Annotated in this window: 12 protein-coding genes; all 12 read right to left on the reverse strand. The window is 42.3% G+C overall.

Annotated features, from left to right (window positions below; translation table 11 throughout):
* Nucleotides 1-441: 441 nt before the first annotated feature.
* The 12 genes from Q1A18_RS18395 to Q1A18_RS18450 all read right to left on the reverse strand — a co-directional run bounded on the left by Q1A18_RS18395 (nucleotide 442) and on the right by Q1A18_RS18450 (nucleotide 19,383).
* A complete protein-coding gene (locus Q1A18_RS18395) occupies nucleotides 442-1,935 on the reverse strand; it encodes a sulfatase (protein ID WP_299584343.1) in 1,494 nt (497 codons plus the stop codon).
* Nucleotides 1,936-1,960: 25 nt separating this feature from the next.
* Entirely contained in the window at nucleotides 1,961-3,745 is a 1,785-nt protein-coding gene (locus tag Q1A18_RS18400; protein ID WP_299584346.1) for a sialate O-acetylesterase, read from the reverse strand.
* A 26-nt stretch (nucleotides 3,746-3,771) separates the two neighbouring features.
* The gene (locus tag Q1A18_RS18405; RefSeq protein WP_299584349.1) at nucleotides 3,772-4,488 is read right to left on the reverse strand and encodes a GDSL-type esterase/lipase family protein; all 717 of its coding nucleotides are present in this window, start codon (nucleotides 4,486-4,488) and stop codon (nucleotides 3,772-3,774) included.
* 88 nt (nucleotides 4,489-4,576) lie between these two features.
* Nucleotides 4,577-6,856, reverse strand: a complete 2,280-nt coding sequence (locus Q1A18_RS18410) for a glycoside hydrolase family 95-like protein (RefSeq protein ID WP_299584352.1) — start codon at nucleotides 6,854-6,856, stop codon at nucleotides 4,577-4,579.
* Between the two features lie 20 nt (nucleotides 6,857-6,876).
* Nucleotides 6,877-8,337: a sulfatase gene (locus Q1A18_RS18415; protein ID WP_299584355.1), complete on the reverse strand. Its 1,461-nt coding sequence runs from the start codon at nucleotides 8,335-8,337 to the stop codon at nucleotides 6,877-6,879.
* A gap of 29 nt (nucleotides 8,338-8,366) precedes the next feature.
* Nucleotides 8,367-9,761, reverse strand: coding sequence for an alpha-L-fucosidase (locus Q1A18_RS18420; RefSeq protein ID WP_299584358.1), 1,395 nt, complete (start codon nucleotides 9,759-9,761; stop codon nucleotides 8,367-8,369).
* Between the two features lie 60 nt (nucleotides 9,762-9,821).
* A complete protein-coding gene (locus Q1A18_RS18425) occupies nucleotides 9,822-10,844 on the reverse strand; it encodes a family 43 glycosylhydrolase (protein ID WP_299584361.1) in 1,023 nt (340 codons plus the stop codon).
* 28 nt (nucleotides 10,845-10,872) lie between these two features.
* A complete protein-coding gene (locus Q1A18_RS18430; RefSeq protein ID WP_299584364.1) occupies nucleotides 10,873-12,297 on the reverse strand; it encodes an alpha-L-fucosidase in 1,425 nt (474 codons plus the stop codon).
* Nucleotides 12,298-12,382: 85 nt separating this feature from the next.
* Nucleotides 12,383-14,164, reverse strand: coding sequence for a RagB/SusD family nutrient uptake outer membrane protein (locus Q1A18_RS18435; protein ID WP_299584367.1), 1,782 nt, complete (start codon nucleotides 14,162-14,164; stop codon nucleotides 12,383-12,385).
* Nucleotides 14,165-14,182: 18 nt separating this feature from the next.
* Nucleotides 14,183-17,647, reverse strand: coding sequence for a TonB-dependent receptor (locus Q1A18_RS18440; RefSeq protein WP_299584370.1), 3,465 nt, complete (start codon nucleotides 17,645-17,647; stop codon nucleotides 14,183-14,185).
* Nucleotides 17,648-17,720: 73 nt separating this feature from the next.
* Nucleotides 17,721-18,767 (reverse strand): FecR domain-containing protein, encoded by a 1,047-nt coding sequence (locus Q1A18_RS18445; RefSeq protein WP_299584375.1) that lies wholly within the window; start codon nucleotides 18,765-18,767, stop codon nucleotides 17,721-17,723.
* A 70-nt stretch (nucleotides 18,768-18,837) separates the two neighbouring features.
* A complete protein-coding gene (locus tag Q1A18_RS18450; protein WP_299584377.1) occupies nucleotides 18,838-19,383 on the reverse strand; it encodes an RNA polymerase sigma-70 factor in 546 nt (181 codons plus the stop codon).
* Between the last annotated feature and the right edge of the window lie 72 nt (nucleotides 19,384-19,455).

The raw sequence follows: 19,455 nt of genomic DNA on the forward strand, positions 1-19,455 counted from the left end.
TATCAAATTTGGAGAACGATGCAAACTAAAACTCTAATAGCAAAAAATACAATTGACACAGTTTAATGAACATTACCGTCATCTTGCGTCAGAGAATGATTCTCCCCTGCCCGACAGCGGCCATCTTTTAGAAGATGAGAATAATCTTACACAAGATCATGATGCTACCCCAAAAGATAGCCTCTCTCTTCCATAAGATAAAGACCATCTTCCATCAGAGAATCATTCTACCCCGCCCGATGGAGGCTATCTTCCATCAGAGGATCATTCTCTGACAGAAGATCAAGACGCTACCCCATAAGATAGCCATCATCTTCCATAAGATAATGGCTATCTTATGGAAGATGATGATCCTACCCTTAAAGCAAAAAGCCCTCACAGAGTCGGAAGAAGGAAAAAAAAGGCCAGAAAGAAAGCTTTTATCGAATAGCTACTTACGTCTCATTTCTGCTTCACAGAGCCGGGAAAAGGGAAAACAGCATTGGTTCGCTTATCAACCGGAGCAGTTGCTCCAACCGAATACAAATAGTTCCCCAGTCGTTTTTTCAACTTGGCAACAATGGAAGGATTAACAGCCGCCAAATCCTCCTGTTCGCCAATGTCATTCGGAATATTATACAGCTCGGACTTCCCGTCGATGTACCAATAAATCAGTTTCCAATCTCCCTTACGGATCACACTGTACGGCTCAAAATCGTAGTTATGCGGAAAATGCCAGACAAATTCCCGTTTCGACAGGTTTACCTTCTTCTGCTTCAGCAAGGGGACAAAGCTTCTTCCATCAATATGCTTGTTCTCCATCCGCTTAGGAAGCCCGGCCATTTCTAAAATAGAAGGGAAGAAATCTTCAATAATCAAAGGCTCATTACAAACACTGCCGGCCTTGGTAACCCCATTCCAGTATACCAACATGGGATCGCGAATTCCCCCTTCGTAAGGACTCACTTTATGCCCCCGCAGCGGCTCATTCTGTGGACACTGAGAAGGCGATCCATTGTCGGACATGAAAATAATGATGGTATTTTGCTCAATGCCCAACTCATTCACTTTCGCCATAATATCACCCAATGATTTGTCCATGCTTTCAATCATGGAAGCATAAATGGCCTCGAAATCCGTCAGCCCCTGCTCTTTGTATTTCTGAAAAAAGCGTTTATCCTTTTCCCAGGGAGCATGAATGGCATAATGCGACAGGTACAAGTAAAACGGACTCCCCTCTTTCACTGACTTTTCCATTTCATCCATCGCTTCCCGGGTCAGGGCTTCGGTAAGATTAATATCCTGTCCGTGGTACTTTTCCAGACCGGGCACATCCCAAATATGACCACCATTACGCCAGGCTGCGCTAAAGTTAGTCAGCCCCGAGTACGAGCCGGGACCACCGGCAGCATGCCCGCCAATATTGACATCAAAACCCAGCTTAAGCGGGTCCTCGCCCGGTGTTTCCTGCGCTCCCCAATGGGCTTTTCCTACATGAATGTTCTTATAGCCCACCTCATGCAAGAACATGGGCAGGGTTTTGGCAACATACACCTTATCCGGACCAACAACCGGACTTAAGCCATTCCAATTCCAGTCCGGAACACCCACAATCTCGTGCTTCCGGTCGGGTGATTTGTCCTTTCGCAAGGTCCAGTTGGTTACGCCATGACGCGCGGCGTTCATTCCGGTCATCAGGCTAACCCGTGCAGGCGAACACAAAGGACAAGCATAAGCCTGCGTAAACTTCATCCCCTTTTCGGCAAGGGTTTCCATGGCAGGTGTATGGTAACGCTCATTGAGCTTGGTCTTTTCAGTCCAAAAAGGCACTGAGGTTTCCTGCCAGCCCATATCGTCCACCAAAAAGAAAATGATGTTCGGCCGTTCGCCTTCTGTTTTTGCTGATCCCACCCAGCTTTCAAAAAGGATAAATAGTAGTAGAAAATATCTTTTCATCGCCTGGTTATTTGGGTATTAAATTCTATTCGACATACTTCATGATATAACTAGCCGGACTTTCGCCTCCAAAAAAATGGAAGCCTGAAGGTACATATAAATAAGCAGGCTTACCATCAATCATTAAAACCTGAGGACGTTCGAACTTAATGATATTGGCAAAATAATGATTTGTCGCATGTTTCAACTTCTCTTTTCCCAAATATTTTTCTACCGGAAAGAATCCCTGTTCTTTGTCTGTAAAATGAATGCCATCTTCCGACTTCCAAAGGATTCCACCTCCCTTTTCAATTAGGCCGTGATTGTCGGTTGTTAGCAAACAAAACTGACCATCGAGCAAAAAGGCATAACCATCTTCCACCGCCTGATTGTTTTGCGTTACCGGAAAAGGTAACTGAACGTAAGGTCCTTCCAACTTTTCGGCAATGGCAAGCCCCATCTTCCCTCCCTGCGATTTGAAGTACAGGAAAAAGCCACCATCGGGATGTTGTAAAAAAGCAGGATTATTCACGCCATTGGTCGCCTGATAATTCCAGTAGTTTGGATTATCGGGTGGAGACAGAATCTTTCCATCCTTACCAACTCTTGTCCAAGGACCATACAGACTTTTGGAAACAGCCATTCCGATATGCTGATTCGCCGGATGCGGGGGCTGTTTGCCATTGTTATTGCCAATATACAACAAAACATACTGCTCGCCCACTTTGTGTATGGCCGGATTGTGTACCGAAACATGATCCCAGGTATCCTCTGTGGTTGGAGTTAAGGCCAAATCAGAGAAACGAAATGGCCCTTCAGGATCATCACCAACATAATGGGCTATTTCGCCACAGGTACGCCACCCAGGCTCCACCTTATTGCCTGGCCAACGGGCCACAAATAAATGGACTTTTCCATCCTCATCCATGATCGGAGAAGTTCCCCAAGTGGTATAGCCAGGTTCTTCGACAGCGATGCCGATGTATTGCCAATGAGCAGCCATCGATTTTTCAGAAGCTTCATTGTGAATAGGACCATCCAGGACTTTGTAAGCCTCAAAAATTCGTTTGCCATGCTCAACCAATCCTGCTGGTGTTAAGTGGGTAGCATCAGCTTTGGACAGGCCATACATGGTGGTATAAATGATATTTTCATCCAGCTGAGCAAGCTTTTTTTGTGCCTCAACAACAATCGGACGATTTTGCACAAAACGGTGCTGTTCATCCACTCCCAGGATTACTTTCAGTTCGGGAGTATGCAGCACCGTGTTTCGTAAATCATGAATCAGCTCCTTCAGGTTATGATAATAGTCTCTTGCTGCTTGTTCATCTCCGGCATCTGATTCTCCCTGAATCCAAATGAAACCGCGAATGTTTACTTTATATCCAAGATCCTTTAATTGCTGAATGGCCGGTTTTAAGTCTTTAACCATACTATCGTAAATTCCTCCTTCACCCGGTGCTTTCCAATCGCGGGCCAAACCAGTAGCCCCTTTTGTATATTTAAATATAGCGGGACTATAGCCTGCTTTTTTTAACTCCCTGGCAAAACTCACTTCAGGGCCAAAATGTCCGTCAGCAAACCTGCCTTTTTGTGGCTGCATCTTTACCCATTCACCTTCCGAACTTTCATTATTAAAAAATGTCCAGTTCAGTTTTATCGACTCATCCAGGCTTTCGACATCCGACGGATATTGAGCAGCATCTCCCATCCATCCCTGAGCGTTGGATTGACCTGCCCAGATAAATAGGTCGATTTTTTTCTGCGCATTCGAAACTAAGGCAAACAAGGCCAGAATCAGCAAAAGTCCAATATTTTTAATACGTTTCATGGGGATAAGTTCATTGCATTGAGTTGTTATTTTATTCTCTGGTAAACCAATTCAGCTATAGCCTTATAACCAGCCTGATTGGGATGAACACCGTCCTTTTCCGTGAACAATTCCGGTTTATGATCTAGCGGTGTATTCAGGTCGATAAAGCCCGTATCCTTGTCCTTTGCCACCTTTTTAATATAGGTAATTAATTCCTGCAAGCGTGGCTTCCGGATTGTTAAGCCCTCAACACGATCAGGACTTAATCCGGGGGTTTCCAATACCATTGGCGAAGGTGCACATATCCAGATTTTGGGATTCGAAGGTAAAGTTCTTAATGTATCAATCAAATCGCGGTAATCTTCTTCATACTCATCTTTGTATTCCCAGCATTTACGGTCACCACAGGTGCCAAATCCACAGGTATCGTTCGTTCCCAAGCTAATAATTATGATGTCCGGATTGGCCTCTTTTATTCGGGGAAGCTGGTTCCAAACCGTTGGGTTACCTTTTCGAATCAATGTACAACTGCCAACTCCAAAATTTAATACCTGGTATCGGTGTCCTAACAACAATTGCAATTGGGCAGGATAGGAATCTTTGTCACGGTTATCGAGGCGGGCACCATACGTAATACTATCACCAATGCAAGCCACTTTTATTTCGTTCTTTTCTGTACTCCCTCCTTCACCAACAGTTGGAAACAATAAAAGAGCGCAAACCAGGGTGGTCAAAATTGAAAAGTACTTTTTCTTCGTCATATCAATCAATTACTGTTACAAATTCTCATCAGCAGAAAACAATTCCGACACAAAAATTAGTACATCGGAATTGTAATACCAAGCTGAATTATTCGGTCAAACTTATTTTTTCGCCTGCCTTCAACGAAAGCGTAATTAATCCATTCTCTACTGTTACAAGATTGGTTCCCGCTTTTACATTTTCAGAAGAAAACGGATTTTGTAATCTCATTTCGCCTCCTTTTTCTGACACAATTTCCACCGATACCGTTTCCCCATTTTTCCGTTCGGCTGATACCAAAAAGGCGCCAACCGCTCTTAATTTATCAAACGAAACATGATCCCAATTGGCTGGTATTGCCGGAAACACACGAACAACGTCGGTATGACTTTGTATCAGCATTTCGTGAATCCCCGAAGCAAAGGCAAAGTTCCCTTCGAGCGTAAACGGACGGTAGGTAAATCCTGATTTCCCGGACTTGGTCTGATCGCCGTTTGCATGAAAGGTATTTCGCAGGCAAAAACAATTGGCAAAGTCGCGCAATGCAGAGGCAGCACCTTCTCCGTTAAAAGCTCTTGCCTGAAGGTTGCCCAGCCAGCTATACGAATAGCCACACCAGGCCCCGGGGCCTACTTCGAGCAATTGATCAATGGTTGCCTGGATAATTTTTTGATCCTCTTCGCCATTGCTCCAGTCGATCATACCAAAAGGATGAAAGGCCATTAAATGTGAAAAATGACGATGAGAACTTTCGTAGTTAACGCCTTTGGCAAAAGCCAGTCCTCCCTCCGGATCCAACTCATAAGAAGGCAATTCGCTCCGCAACGATTGCCAATGATCAGCTTCCTGCTTCAGTCCCAAAGCATCAGCCATTTCTGCAGCCGCCATAAACGCAAAATTTACCATTGCCAGGTCGTAGTTGGTATAGGTGCGAAACCAAGCCTGCAAACTGTTATTGAAAATTTCAGGGCTTGAACATAAAGGTAACACGCGCTTGCCATCTTTTACCTCTGATAATTCTTCCAAATGAACAGCTACATCTTTCACATACGGATATCCCCGTTCTTTTAAAAATTCCTGATCGGCTGAATATTTCCAGTGCAGGTAAAAATGTTGTGCCAACCAGGCCGAAACAGTAGGTGAAAAAGAGTATTGAATCCAGCCTCCCATCGGTTGCCCGGTTAGTGTGGCAACTCCAGGCACATTCAATCCATTGGTTCCATAAAACGTTTTGGTGTACTTTTTATTTACTTCCCGCTGGTCCCAAAGGGTATGCAAATAACCATATCCTTCTTCCAGGCGATTCCCGGCATAAGTGGGCCAGGCACTTAATTGTGTATTTAAATCGTGGTGGTAATCACCTTTCCATGGCGGCATTTTGCCATTGTCGGCAGTCCACACTGACTGCAGTGAAATAGGATACGAGTCTTCGCGTGTTGCCGACCCAAATTTATACATCTCGTTGTCATACTGTTTTTGCAGTACACTGTCGGGCAGGCTTACCGATGATTTGGCCCAGTAAGTATTCCACCACTCCATATGCTCTCCATAGTGTTTTTCAATTCCTTCGCCCAGCATATTATCGACTAACTCACTCGCCTTGTCTTCAACCAACGAAGAAGTCACCGACCATACACCAATGAGATCAGCCCCTTTCTTTTCCCACTTAATGGCCACATCGTAATAAAAATCGCCCCACCCTTTTTGGTGATAAACAATTTTATTGGCCTCCTGCTTCACTTCCCCTTGCTGATAGCCCAGACGCGTTAATGATAAGCCCGAAACAGGGTCTCCACCTTTTGTAAGCTCTCCACTACTATATCCCGGCGGAACTAATACCGGAAGAAAAGATTCGTTGGCATTTTCAACAACAAACCATCCCACAGGCCGGGTGGCATGTACAAAGGTTTTCATCGATGCCCCATTTTTCCATTTCACCTGACACAAGGCATTTTTTAAATACAATCGGATATTTTCCACCTCACCCATTCCTGCAAGATTGAACTCCATGCCCGCCCCGGGAATTTTAGAAGGTGCGGGATCACGATCATACGGAATATCAAACATTTCCTGTACCGGTTTATAATCGTTTTTAATCACCTGATTGTATACCCATTCGAATTTAAAATTCTCGCCCCAAATATTTTCAGTCGGACGAAGATCCCATAAGTCAACCCGATCGAGCGAAATCCGCAGCGACGAATCTTTTTGCCAAACCAGTGCTCCAACAGTTGCATTGCCCAAGGGCATTCCTTCATCCCAGGTTGTGGCAAGGTCATTAAATGTAAGGTCACTAATTTCAGGATTTACGGTCAGCTCATTCTGATGGCAGGATGACATACCGGCCATTAAAATTATCAGCAGTAAGTTTACAGTTAGTTGCTTCATTGTATTTATCTGAGTTTGATCTATTTCTGATAGTGAGGATTCTCAAACGGCATTTGCGCGTTTACTTCTGTTCTCCAGGAATACAGTAGTGCTTTTAGTTCCTTTGTTTTGTCCGGGTATTTCTCCGACAAATCGTTTTCTTCACTGATATCGTTTTTTACATCATACAACTCAACATGCATGTCTTCATAAAATTCGATCAATTTATAGCCTCCCAGCCTAACAGCACCTGATGGCCGGCCTCCCAGCCCTCCACTGTAATGCGGATAGTGCCAAAAAACGGGCCGCTCTTCCATTATTTTCTCTTCCAGAAGTGGTTTTAAACTGATTCCATCCTGGTGTTGAGCGGGAAGTAAATCCAGACCGGCCAAATCAAGCAAGGTAGGATAATAATCTGTTCCGGTTACCGGGGTGCTGCACACACTGCCGGCTTTCACTTTTCCCGGCCAGCTAATGATTAATGGTTCACGTATCCCGCCTTCGTATAAATATCCTTTTCCTGCCCGCAATGGCCAATTGGAAGTTGGGATATTACCAGTCTGATTGCTGGTGGACATTCCTCCATTATCGGAAGTAAAAACGACAATTGTATTTTTATCGATTCCCATTTCTTTAAGCGACTGAAGGACACGCCCTACATTTTCGTCCATGCTTTCAACCATGGCCGCGTAATGTGGCCTATTCTGATGATTTTTATACCACGTTTTTCCTTCTTTGGAAAACGCTTCTCCAGAATAGTTCATCGAAGCCAGTTTATCCTGGTATTTTTTCACTTTCTCCGGTTTTCCTTGCATGGGCAGATGCACCGTATAAAAAGAGAGATAGGCAAAAAAAGGATTTTCTTTGTTCTGCTTCATGAAGTTGATAAGCTCATCGGCAAGCCTGTCGGTAAGGTATTCTCCTTCATATCCATCAGTTAATTGAGGATTCTTATAGGGTGAGAAATATCCTCCGGCGGGATGACCTGTTTTGTTTCCACCGATATTAATATCAAATCCCTGAAACTGCGGATAATATTTTTCTTCCTCTCCGGCATGCCATTTCCCGGCAAACATTGTTTTATACCCGGCACTTTTTAACGCTTCAGCAATGGTGTACTCTTCCAAATCAAGTTGAAGCTTAAAGGGATGTGAAGCCAGTTTCTGGTCCTTGTGTGGCCCCCAATGCCGGTTTCCTGGAATATAGTCGGTCAGGTTTAATCGAGCCGGATATTTCCCGCTCATAATGGCAGCCCTCGATGGCGAACAAACCGGACAAGCAGCATAAGCATCAGTAAATACCATTCCCTCCGATGCAAGTTTATCGATATTGGGCGTTTCATGATAAAGGCTACCATTGTATCCTAAATCGGCCCATCCCAAATCATCAACAAGAATGAATACGATGTTTGGCTTATCATTTTTTCGCTGTGCTTTTCCAATTAAACTGGAAGTGTTTAGCAACAAGGCCAATACTATAATCAGCTCCCTATTTATTCTCATTTTTTATAAATCCTCCACATAATTGAGTTTCAATTTACGTTAAAAACCTGAACGTTTAGGATTTGAGGTTCTCCTTTCGATTCCGATACAGTTAGTCGCACCGACGAAACTTCCAGATCATCAAAACGATGGATAAACTTATGTCCAATGCACGACCCTTCAACAATTGTATGCCAACCGTTGCTTGTTTTGCCTTCGAGAACAAATTTTCTTACCCGTTCGCCATGGCTAATATCTTCCATTAAAACGACCTCATTGATTTTTTGCTTTCCAGGGAGTTTAAGTGATATTTTTTCTCCACTTCCTGAAGTTTCTGCAACTGGATTTGAAAACCTTCGTCTTATTTCATCTCCAAATTCCTTCAGCCTTTTAACATCCGGATCAGGCATCAATCCATTCGGATCAGGAGTGAGCCCAAGAATAAGTGAGGTATTATGTCCTACTGAGTTGTAATACATATTCACTAATTTCTCAAGCGGATAGATATGTGCTTCGTCACCTGGCTCCCAGAACCACTCATGCCGACCATTATATCCCCTTAAAGGAGCATCGCTCATAGCTGGCATATAATACTTACCATCCGGATCTCCTTCTTTCAATAACTGGAAATTATTTTTAAGAACTACTTCTTGATTTGTTGCGTGTGAATATGGAAACGGGTACGTTCCCCAACTAGGATAGGGAACGGTGCCACTTTCGCTGCCTCCCCAACGGATATCGGCCCGTTGGGTATTGTGGTAAAAAATGCAGTTCGATTGGTACTTCTCAAAAATACCCAATACATCGGGGCCACCTTTCTCCGGACCATGTGCACCGCCATCGAACCAAACAATAGCCAAATCGCCATAACGTGACATTAGTTCATCGACCATACCTTCGCAGACTTTGTTGTAATATTTTTGCCGGTTCTCTGCAAATTTTCCTTCACCATTCACCATAAAATCATAAACCCCGTAGAACGAATTCCAGCGAATACCGATATAAATGCCTGGCTTGACTCCATATTTACGACACGATTCCACAAAGTCTTTTACAATATCGCCCTTCCCATCGCGCCATTTTACCGCCTTCAGGCAATAAGGATTTACATCGCTTTGATAAAGGGCGAATCCAGTTTCGTGGGTAGCCGTTAAGATGGCTATTTTACAGCCTGCATCTTTCGCCGCTTTTACCCATTGGTCGGTATCTAAATTTTGGGGATTGAAAATATTAATGTCCTCAACCGGTGTTATTCTGTTTTTATGCTGATTATATTTCTCACCATCAAACACATGCAGGTCGTAATGAAACACAGCAACCAGCTCGGCATTTTGCCAAGTTAGCTGGGCTTCTGTGGGAATCGGTAAATTCACATCATTCTGAGCTATTGCATATCCCTGAAAAGCTAGTATTAACAAAAGCAGTAATTGTAACTTCTTCCTCATTTTCTTATCATTATTGATTAGTTTGCTTCTTTCGTCCTCAAGGGACTGAAGTGTTTCTTTTTATCTCGAAATTAATTCAAATCGTGTCAGGTAGCATTCATGTTTGTTGTGCACCATGGATATCCCCCATTTAAGACCTTCTCCCCTAACCTTTGGATCAGTTAAATCTTGCCTGAATACCCCAGGGGCAAGTGGACGATTTTCTACTTTTACCCCCAACTTGTTACTCATGAAATCGATTCCATCCGGAGCGTATTCAAACGTATTACTCAGAGAAGCGATCATTGCCACTCCTGTACCCTGTTGCCACAACATCACTTCATGGCTTAAGGGTAAAATAGGCTCATCCATTTTAGTGAACGGACCTACCGGATATTTTGAAAATGCAACTCCGGTTTGGGTGTGCGCAGGGCCAGCAGTGTCGTGTGCCCTGGCCCGACCCTTGTAATAAAGCCAGAAAAGCCCGTTGCGATAGAGCAAAACAGCATCATCAACCCGGTAGCTGTCAAACTTCTCGGGCTCCACACTCACCTTTAAAATAGGTTCTTCAGAAACTCTTGTAAAAGGTCCTTCGGGCGAATCGGATACGGCCACACCGATAGCAGTAATATCGGTCGTTGAATTATTTTCAAACTCCCCTTTTTCGTTTCCCGGAGTAGGTTTTACGCCTGTATAGTATAAATAGTACCTGCCATTCGCATGAAGAATATTGGGAGTAAATGTTGCCTGAGAATCGAACTCATCCTTTTCTCCGAGGCCAAGCACTTCTCCAACTTCTTCCCATTTATAACCATCTTCCGACCTTGCGCACCAAACGCTTGCTCCCCAATATCCGGCTCCCCAATATTTTGGCTCAGCATCAGGTATTTTCGTATAGTAGACATAGTAATAGCGATCTACTTTTATTACATCGCTGGGATCGCGGCGCGTTACGCCGGCTTCGTAACCAATTCCAGTAACTTCTTCGAAAGTAAATTCTGTATTTGAAAACTTTTCCTTTATTGATTTAATTGATTGACCTGCTGAAGAAAATGAATATAAAAGGGCAAGACCAACAATTACAATGGTTACTATTTTTCTCATCTTTTTCATTTACAATAATCCGGTTTCCTCAATCTTCAACATTGTAGACAGTAAATTCCTTAATCTGCGGGGTCCCCCTCGATTCAGAAATTTGCAGTCGTATTTTAGAAAAATCGATCGCATCAAAACGATGGATAAATTTATGCCCGATACAAGAACCTTCAAAGATCGTTTGCCAGCCATTTTTAGTCTTTCCTTCCAAAACAAATTTCCGAACACGCTCTCCTTTAGCAATATCTTCCAATAAAACGATCTGATTTACTTTTTGCGTTCTAGGAAGCTTCAGAGTTAACTTTTCTCCGGTTCCTGAGGTGGTAGCTATCGGACTTGAGAACCTTCGTTTTATTTCATCGCCAAATTCTTTCAGGCGTTTTACATCAGACTCGGGCATTAAACCATCCGGGTTAGGCGTTACCCCCAAAATCAGGCTGGTGTTATGACCAACTGATTTGTAGTACTTTTCAATCAATATCTCCAACGGGAAAATCGTACTTTCACGGTTGGGCTCCCAAAACCAATCGTGCCCTCCATTGCCTCTTAAAGGAGCATCGCTCATAGCAGGCATGAAATATTTGCCATCCGGAACACCGGTTTTTAAGAGCTGAAAATTGTTTGCATGAATCTCCTTTTTGGCTGATTCTCCCGCACCTGTGGAAGGATACGGAAATGTGCTCCAGCAAGGATACGGAACCGTTCCGCTTTCGCTGCCTCCCCAGCGCATGTCGGCTCGTTGCAGGTTGTGGTAAAACAGACAATTGGGCTGGTATTTTTCGAAAACCGATAACACATCTGGGCCTCCCTGTTCCGGACCATGTGCCCCACCATCAAACCAAACCATTGCCCAGTCTCCATAATTAGTGAAAATCTCCCTTACAATTTTTTCGATCATCGTGTTATAGTGCTTCTGCCTGTTTTGTGCAAACTCATTAGCGCCATGCACATTAAAGTCATGAATACCGTAAAAAGCATTCCAACGCGTACCAATATATACTCCCGGGAGGATACCATATTTTTCACATGAGGCTTTAAAGTCGCGCAAAATATCGCCTTTACCATCCTGCCACTTCAAAGCTTTCATACAATAGGGGGTGGCATCGCTTTGATGGAAAAAGAATCCGGTTTCGTGGCTCACGGTAAAAATGGCGATTTTAAACCCTCCATCTTTTAACGATTTAATCCACTGGTCCATGTCGTACTTTTGCGGATTAAAGCTATTATAATCCTTTACGGGTGTAATTCGTGCTTCTTTTTGCACATAAAATACACCGTCAAAAACATGCAAATCCCAGCAAACCAATGCTGCCAGTTCGGCATTTTGCCAATGAAGCTGGGCCGGGGTTGGTAGCGGAAGTTGTGATTGTGCTATGGCTTGATTAGAGCAAAAAAATAATCCGATGAAAAAGATCCAAGCCTGTAACAAAAGAAGGTAACTTTTTAAGTTAGTTGCATTCATGACTTTGGTTTTTATTAGTAGATAAATATTGAGCCTTGCTGCATCACAATTACACAACAAGGCTCAATTTAATATTATAATCTGGTTAATATCCTGGATTCTCAGGAGCCAGATTTGGATTATTTGAGATTCTGGAAATTTTTATCGGCATATAATAATGCTGCGAACCAAAATAGCGGATTCTTCTATCACTATCATCCACCACATTCACTTCGTATTTCTTAGTATCCCAATCGAAATAAACTTTCATACCTCCACGTTTTTCACTTAATTTTTCTTCAGCGATACGCCAGCGACGATAATCCCAGTATTTGTGATCTTCGAACATTAATTCTACATCTCTTTCATGAACGATATCATCAAAAGTAACTGTTTCCAATGCCGGCATTCCTGCTCTTTCCCTAATCTGGTTTATGGCAGCCAGTGCTTCTCCCGGTTTATTCAATTCGAAAGCAGCTTCTGCCTGATTTAGCAATACTTCACCGTAGCGGTAAATAATCTTATCTACGTCGTCTTCATTATCCTTAACCTGAGTGCCAAGAGGCTCATTCAGGAATTTTTTGATTGTCAAACAAGTTCTGTCCTGGAATCTTGACCAGGGAGATTTAGCGAACCATTCGAATCCATTGTATTCGCCTACTAACTCCTGCTGAGTATTCAATACTCCATCAACATAAGTACCATCGTGGCAATAAATAGGATAACCGGCAAACATAGCTCCCGGGTATATAACAGAGGCATGGAAGCGAGGATCTTTGTCTTTCCATAGCTCATCAAAATCTACCAGTTGATCGCTTTCAAGTAAAGAGCGGTCATCCTGACCTGATCTTCCATCAATATAATCATAATCCAAGGCTACTTCTAAGTAGACCATTACTTCTGCTCCCCAGGTTACTCTTGTTTCAGTACCCGGCCATGCAAATTTCGAGAAGTTGTGGCCCTTTTTATCAAGTCCATTAAACTTCTCAGCAAAAATTACCTCAACATTGTCTTCATCCAGAAATAACATCTGATAATTTGTTGCTTTATCAGACTCAGCGTTGTACAAAGCATAGCCTCCATTTGCTATTTCCTTTGATGCATCGTATGATTTTTGGTAGTACGATTGAGCTTCAGCGGATGGAATACCCAGCAGTCCATTTAACTGTACTTCTCCATACTTGGCAATACTCCCGGCATAAAGCATGGCACGCGAACGAAATGCGTAAACAGCATATTTATTTACCCGACCATTGCCCATTGTTGATGCGTCGGGCAAAATCTGAATAATTGCTTCCGTTTCAGCATCGATAAAATCATATATTTCCTGTTCGGAGTTTCTCGACACATACAACGTTGAATCCGTTTCACTTTCAGGAATATCCTGCGCTTCCGTAATTAATGGAACTCCACCATATCTTTTAACCATTTCGAAATATGTGAAAGCACGTAAAAATCTGGCTTCAGCAATCCTTATTGCTTTCAGGTCATCATCCATTCCAGAAACATTTTCGGATGCAGAAAGCTTTTCGATAAACTCATTAATATTACGGATATGAGAATACTGCCACAGTGAAACGATTCCATCATCGGATGAAGTCATTAACTGATGATCCACATAGTTGGCCTGTCCGTACCAGTCACCACGGTCGCGGGCCTCACCTCCCAAAAGCATTTCCCGCATAAATTCGTATACGTACCCTCCACCATGGTACTTAAAATAGGTATTAGCATACAAACTATTAAGATTTGCATTTACAAGAGGGGCGCTAGTAAATACTGCCGATTCGGCAATTTTATCCAGAGGCTCACGGTCTAAAATTGAATCCTGGCACGAGTTCCCAATAAAAACAATAGCCAGTAAATATAGTATTATCTTATTTTTCATAATAGGCAGCTTTTTCTGTTATTCTAATGTAATGTTCAAACCAAGCGAGAATGATTTATACTGCGGAATATAACGTCCGTTGTAATTCCCACCACGTTCAGGATCAATCTCAAAATCTGATAATTTATCAAATGTCAGCAAATTATATCCAGCAAAATAGACCCGAGCATTTGAAAGTCCTTTCACTTTATTGAGTAGGCTCTTTGGAAGCGAATATCCAATGCTTAAATTTTTAAGGCGGATATATCCGGCAGAGAAGGTGTTTATTGTTGAGGTTTTTGAGATATAACCACCGGCACCGGCACCGTCAGTCAGGCGCGGAAACTTAGAATTTGGATTTTCAGGAGTCCAGCGACCATCGAATAAAAACTGGGGTATATTTCCACCATCCTGTCCACCGCCAACAGGGAAAAGCATATGATCACTAATAACGATATCATAGTTTGTTGCACCTTGCCATAACATCGAAACATCGAAATTTTTCCAGTAAGCATTACCATTTATTCCGTACATGATTTCAGGTGTACTTCCGCGCCCTATTTCAACTTGGTCTCTCCAATCAATCACACGATCATCATTTTGATCAACATACTTTGGTAGACCTGCAGCCAAAGTGCTGTTGGGACTTGCTGAATTATCATAGTTAATTCCTGATGTTTGAGTCCAAGCAAGGTCTTCGTCGGTTAACCAACCATCCACTTCGTATCCGTAACGGATGTTGGTCCATCGATCGGTTTTTGTGTATAGCCTGGCTTCATCTTCGTCTTCGTATTCCTGCTCTTCAACCCGAACATATTTAGCACGTGTCCATGAAATATTTCCTGAAAGGTTGTATTTGAAATCGTTGATCTGATTCGAGTGTTTCACTACGAGTTCGAATCCTCGGTTGTCTATAGCTTCCAGATTCTCCTGTGGCAAAGTCGCCCCAAAAGTATTGGGTAATGTAGATAATCGAGTGGCAAGAATATCGTCTCTCAGGCGGTAAAAATAGTCGAACTCAACTCCTAATTTACCCCGCCACAAAGAAACATCCAGCCCGGCATTGTAATTTGTCATGGTTTCCCAAGTTACATCAGGATTAACCAATCCATCCGTTACAATTGCTTTTTCAGTTATACCATCCATCACATATTGACCTGAGAAGGAATAAGTTGTCAAATATTGATAGGCAGCTGCATTACGATCGTAACCTGTTTGACTATATGATGTCCGAAGCTTCAGGTTATCAATTGCCGGAATGTATTCCTTGATAAAGTTCTCTTCCGACATTCTCCATGCCGCCAAAACACTAGGGAAAGTCCCCCACCTTACGTCGGGGCTAAACCTTGAAGAACCATCAGTACGTATCGTTGATTCTAAAAGATACTTGCCTTTATAATCGTAATTTAAACGCCCCACATAACTTACATTCCCTTCTTCGTAAGCTGTTCCTGACAAGGTCTTTGTTTCGGGATTACCTGCGAAAATTTGATCAATAGCAGGTGAAATAAAGCCTTTTATTGTCCCCTGAATCTGGTTCGTCTTGTAATCAATAGCTTCGTATACTGCCAGTGCTTTAACATTGTGGTCGCCGAACGAACGGTTATAATCCAATTGAAACTGATAAGTCAATCGTTCACTTTCATAACGTTTGTCTAGAAAACCGTAATCCTGATTTTGAGTAATAGGGTTATAATAAAGATCGTTCGCTTCATCGTAACGCCATGTTGTAAAAGGGATTCCAAAGTTTTTATTGTACTGGCTGTCACCAATATAATTTACTCTACCCAGTGCCGACAGTCCCTTTATAAAAGGCATTATGTATTTCATACTCATGGCACCTGTTTTATAACTTCTCAATTGTTTCTTATACCCTGACAGATCAGCATTCGTTGTATTGGTCAGGGTATTGGCATCCCAGCCAGCGTAAGGAATCTTGGTTGGATCAGGGTAAGACGAAGGATAAAATGGCATGGAAGTACGTATGCTCATCCAAATTTGATCTTCACCAACCCATGTATCTCTGATATCTGTATTACGTACAGACAGATCCAAACCTATATTCAGGTTTTTTGCCACGTTAATATCGATATTGGAGCGTACATTATATCGATTCATCTTTGAATCGTCGGATTTATAATAACCAATCTGGTTGGTATAAGCAGCTGAGATAAAGTACCCAACTCGTTCGTTTGCACCCGACACACTAATATTGTGATTCTGCATTGGAGAATATTTGTTTAGAGTTGCATCAAGCCAATCGGTATTTGGCGTTGCTCCATTACGCATAGCTTCAATATCGGCATCAGTGTATTTTCGATCGCTTGCAAATCCCGGTATGGCATTCCAAGCAGCATATACGTATTCTTTTCCATTGCGCTCATCAACTTCTTTTCTGAAGTCTGCAATTTCATTACTGGCCTGTGCAAAATCCCATGTGCTAAGCCATTGAGGATATGAGGTAGGAGTTTGAGCTGTAAAAGAAGAATTTACTTCAATTCTAGGTTTACCCGTTTTCCCTCTTTTCGTTGTTATTAAAATAACTCCGTTACCAGCTTTAGAACCATAAATTGCAGCAGAAGCATCCTTTAATATGGTAAACGACTCTATTTCATTTGGGTCAATATTGTGATAGTTTGCTTGTTCAACACCATCCACTATAATTAACGGAGAACCATAATTACGAATACTTATGCTTGGTGCAGCACCTGGTTTACCGGTATTTTCTTTTACAACCAATCCGGCCACTTTTCCTGCCAGGGCCTGACCCGAGTTAGCAATAGGAACTCTAACCATTTCTTCACTTCCAATAGTCGCAACAGAACCTGCTAAATTGGCTCGCTTTTGCACCCCATACCCTACGGCAACAACCTCTTCTATACCAATGGCATCTTCCGCCATAACCACGTTGATCGTTGATTGATTGCCAATAACAATCTCCTGAGTTCTCATCCCAACAAACGAGAATACCAATGTTGCATCATCTGCTACATTGGAGAGGGAGTAGTTTCCATCAAAATCAGTAACAACACCAATGGTTGTTCCCTTCACCACTACGGTGACTCCAGGAAGTGGCTGCCCCGACGAATCCGTTACATTACCAGATATAGTCTTTTGTTGAACCGTTCTGTTTTCAGAACTGGATAAAACAATTTGTCGTCCATCAATTTTATACGACACATTCGTTCCTTCAAATAAGGAGTTCAGCAACTGATCAATTTCAGCCTCCTCAACCTCAATATTGACCTCGCGTTTAACATCGACGACACTACGGCTATATAAAAAATAGTACTCTGTCTGGTCTTCAATGGATTGCAAGGCCTTTTCGACAGTAGCATTAGTCAGGTGGATCGAGATATTGGCTGTTTGCGCATAGCTGGTTGCCGCAAAAACCTGAGCAACTGCCAATAGAATGAATAAGCACGTAATTTTCATGTACATGAGCATTTTCCGAATCCGGGGATATAAGGCACCTCGAATCGGCAGATTCAACTTTTTTTTCATAAATTTGGGTTGTTTTATTTATAATAAATCAATATGGCCTGTCGCGAATGTGCAAGATTCCGTCAGGCTTTTTTTATTTCATCATAAGCTCTATTTTTTGTCGAATTTGATTATCTGAATGAATTGATTTTATGCGATATTGTATGGACAATGCGCGAGTAATTAATTCAAGGCATTGCTCCAATTTCTCATTTTCAAGGGTGCAGGTTAGCTCATACGATTTCAGGTTTGGGCTGTTGATTGAGATGTCAACATTGTACCAACGACTCAGCTTTTTTACTGCAAGGTCCAATCGCTCATCATGCATGACTAATTTACCATCTACCCACGCAGCAGCATTTTCAGGATTTACTTTCTGTTTCAATAATTGTTTGCTGGCCGCGTCAAACTGGATTTGCTGTCCGGGATCAAGTTCAATTTTTCCTGCCCTTCCATTCAAATGAATTTTCCCCTCCAACAAAGTAGCCTCAAAATACTGATCATCAGTATAGGCATATAAATTAAACTGTGTCCCTGTGACTATCGTTTTCATAATGGGGTTATCTACCACAAAGGGTTTCTTCGAATTGGTGGTCACATCAAAGAAGGCCTCGCCATCAACAAACACCTCTCGTTGATTTCCGGAAAAAGACTCCGGGTACTTAAAAAGGGTCCCGTCGTTTAGCCAAACCTTCGTACCATCAGGTAAAGTCAGCATCGTTCGAGTTCCCGGTTTAGTGTATATCTCGCGCATGGCAGGCACCTCAGCAAACCTGGAAAAACTGCGGTCAGTGTTGAAATAGAAGTAAGCAGTTAAAAGAAGTACAGGAAGAATTAATATGGCAGCTATTCGTGAGAACTGCTGAACGAGACGATGCGATAAAGTCTTAGCTTGAGTATTTTGAGATTCCGCCTGCACGGATTGTGTTTTGATACGGTAGTGCAGTCGATCCAATAAAAGTTCAAAGTTTGGCTTTTCCCCTTTCAGTCTGATTTCCGAATGAGCCCATATTTCACCCAATAACCGACGAACTTCGTCCTCATTCTCTGGATTTCTCATCCAATTCCTGATCTCTTCTGATTGCTGATCAGTTGTTTTTCCTTCCAGGTATTCTTTAAGTTCGGTGTAATTGAAATTCATTGCATAGCTCTTTAAACATCTATACTACGAAACCAAATGTCGATTACCCCTATTCAACCAGGAAAAAAAATTAATAAAAGGTGATTAAATAAAAAAGAAGCCCTAAAATACCATTTTTGCGAAGCTGTTCTTTCAAGGTTTTCAAGGTAGCGGTCATTTGATTTTCAACCGTTTTTATCGAGATATTTAACCGACTGGCTATTTCCTTATTCGAGTAGCCTTGCACCCGACTGAGCTTGAAAATTTCTTTTCGTTTTTCTGGAAGTCCCTCAACAATCTGATCGACTAGAGTATGCATATCATTAAATTCGATGCTCAAGTTCGTTTCGTTCGATGCTTGTAGCATCTCAGTTCCGACCACATTCATTCTATGTTTTTCCGATTTTTCCTTTCGTAGCCAAGAAATTGTTTCAGAATAAGCAATTGAAAAGAGGAACGATTTAATGGATCGAAACTCATCCAGCTGAGCGCGTTTTTCCCAAATCTTCATAAAAACCAACTGAGTAATCTCTTCTGCGATATAAGGTTCTTTCGTAATGCTTCGTGCAAAACCATAAAGACTTTCAGCATACTTTTTAAATAAGGTGTCAAAAGCTGAAAAATCATCATTTTTCAAACGTTCAACATAGCCCCTATCTTCATCTCCACCCATTTGAAAAGTTTATCGATTCAAAACAAAAGTAGAAAA

Source organism: uncultured Sunxiuqinia sp., assembly GCF_947495665.1.
In the GTDB taxonomy this organism is placed as follows: Bacteria; Bacteroidota; Bacteroidia; order Bacteroidales; family Prolixibacteraceae; genus Sunxiuqinia; species Sunxiuqinia rutila.

Bases quoted from the DNA above. Each gene is read 5' to 3' on its own strand.
- Q1A18_RS18410 (WP_299584352.1), bottom strand. From the start codon at position 6,856: ATGAAGCAACTAACTGTAAACTTACTGCTGATAATTTTAATGGCCGGT.
- Q1A18_RS18405 (WP_299584349.1), bottom strand. From the start codon at position 4,488: ATGACGAAGAAAAAGTACTTTTCAATTTTGACCACCCTGGTTTGCGCT.
- Q1A18_RS18420 (WP_299584358.1), bottom strand. From the start codon at position 9,761: ATGAGGAAGAAGTTACAATTACTGCTTTTGTTAATACTAGCTTTTCAG.
- Q1A18_RS18425 (WP_299584361.1), bottom strand. From the start codon at position 10,844: ATGAGAAAAATAGTAACCATTGTAATTGTTGGTCTTGCCCTTTTATAT.
- Q1A18_RS18415 (WP_299584355.1), bottom strand. From the start codon at position 8,337: ATGAGAATAAATAGGGAGCTGATTATAGTATTGGCCTTGTTGCTAAAC.
- Q1A18_RS18395 (WP_299584343.1), bottom strand. From the start codon at position 1,935: ATGAAAAGATATTTTCTACTACTATTTATCCTTTTTGAAAGCTGGGTG.
- Q1A18_RS18440 (WP_299584370.1), bottom strand. From the start codon at position 17,647: ATGAAAAAAAAGTTGAATCTGCCGATTCGAGGTGCCTTATATCCCCGG.
- Q1A18_RS18445 (WP_299584375.1), bottom strand. From the start codon at position 18,767: ATGAATTTCAATTACACCGAACTTAAAGAATACCTGGAAGGAAAAACA.
- Q1A18_RS18430 (WP_299584364.1), bottom strand. From the start codon at position 12,297: ATGAATGCAACTAACTTAAAAAGTTACCTTCTTTTGTTACAGGCTTGG.
- Q1A18_RS18400 (WP_299584346.1), bottom strand. From the start codon at position 3,745: ATGAAACGTATTAAAAATATTGGACTTTTGCTGATTCTGGCCTTGTTT.
- Q1A18_RS18435 (WP_299584367.1), bottom strand. From the start codon at position 14,164: ATGAAAAATAAGATAATACTATATTTACTGGCTATTGTTTTTATTGGG.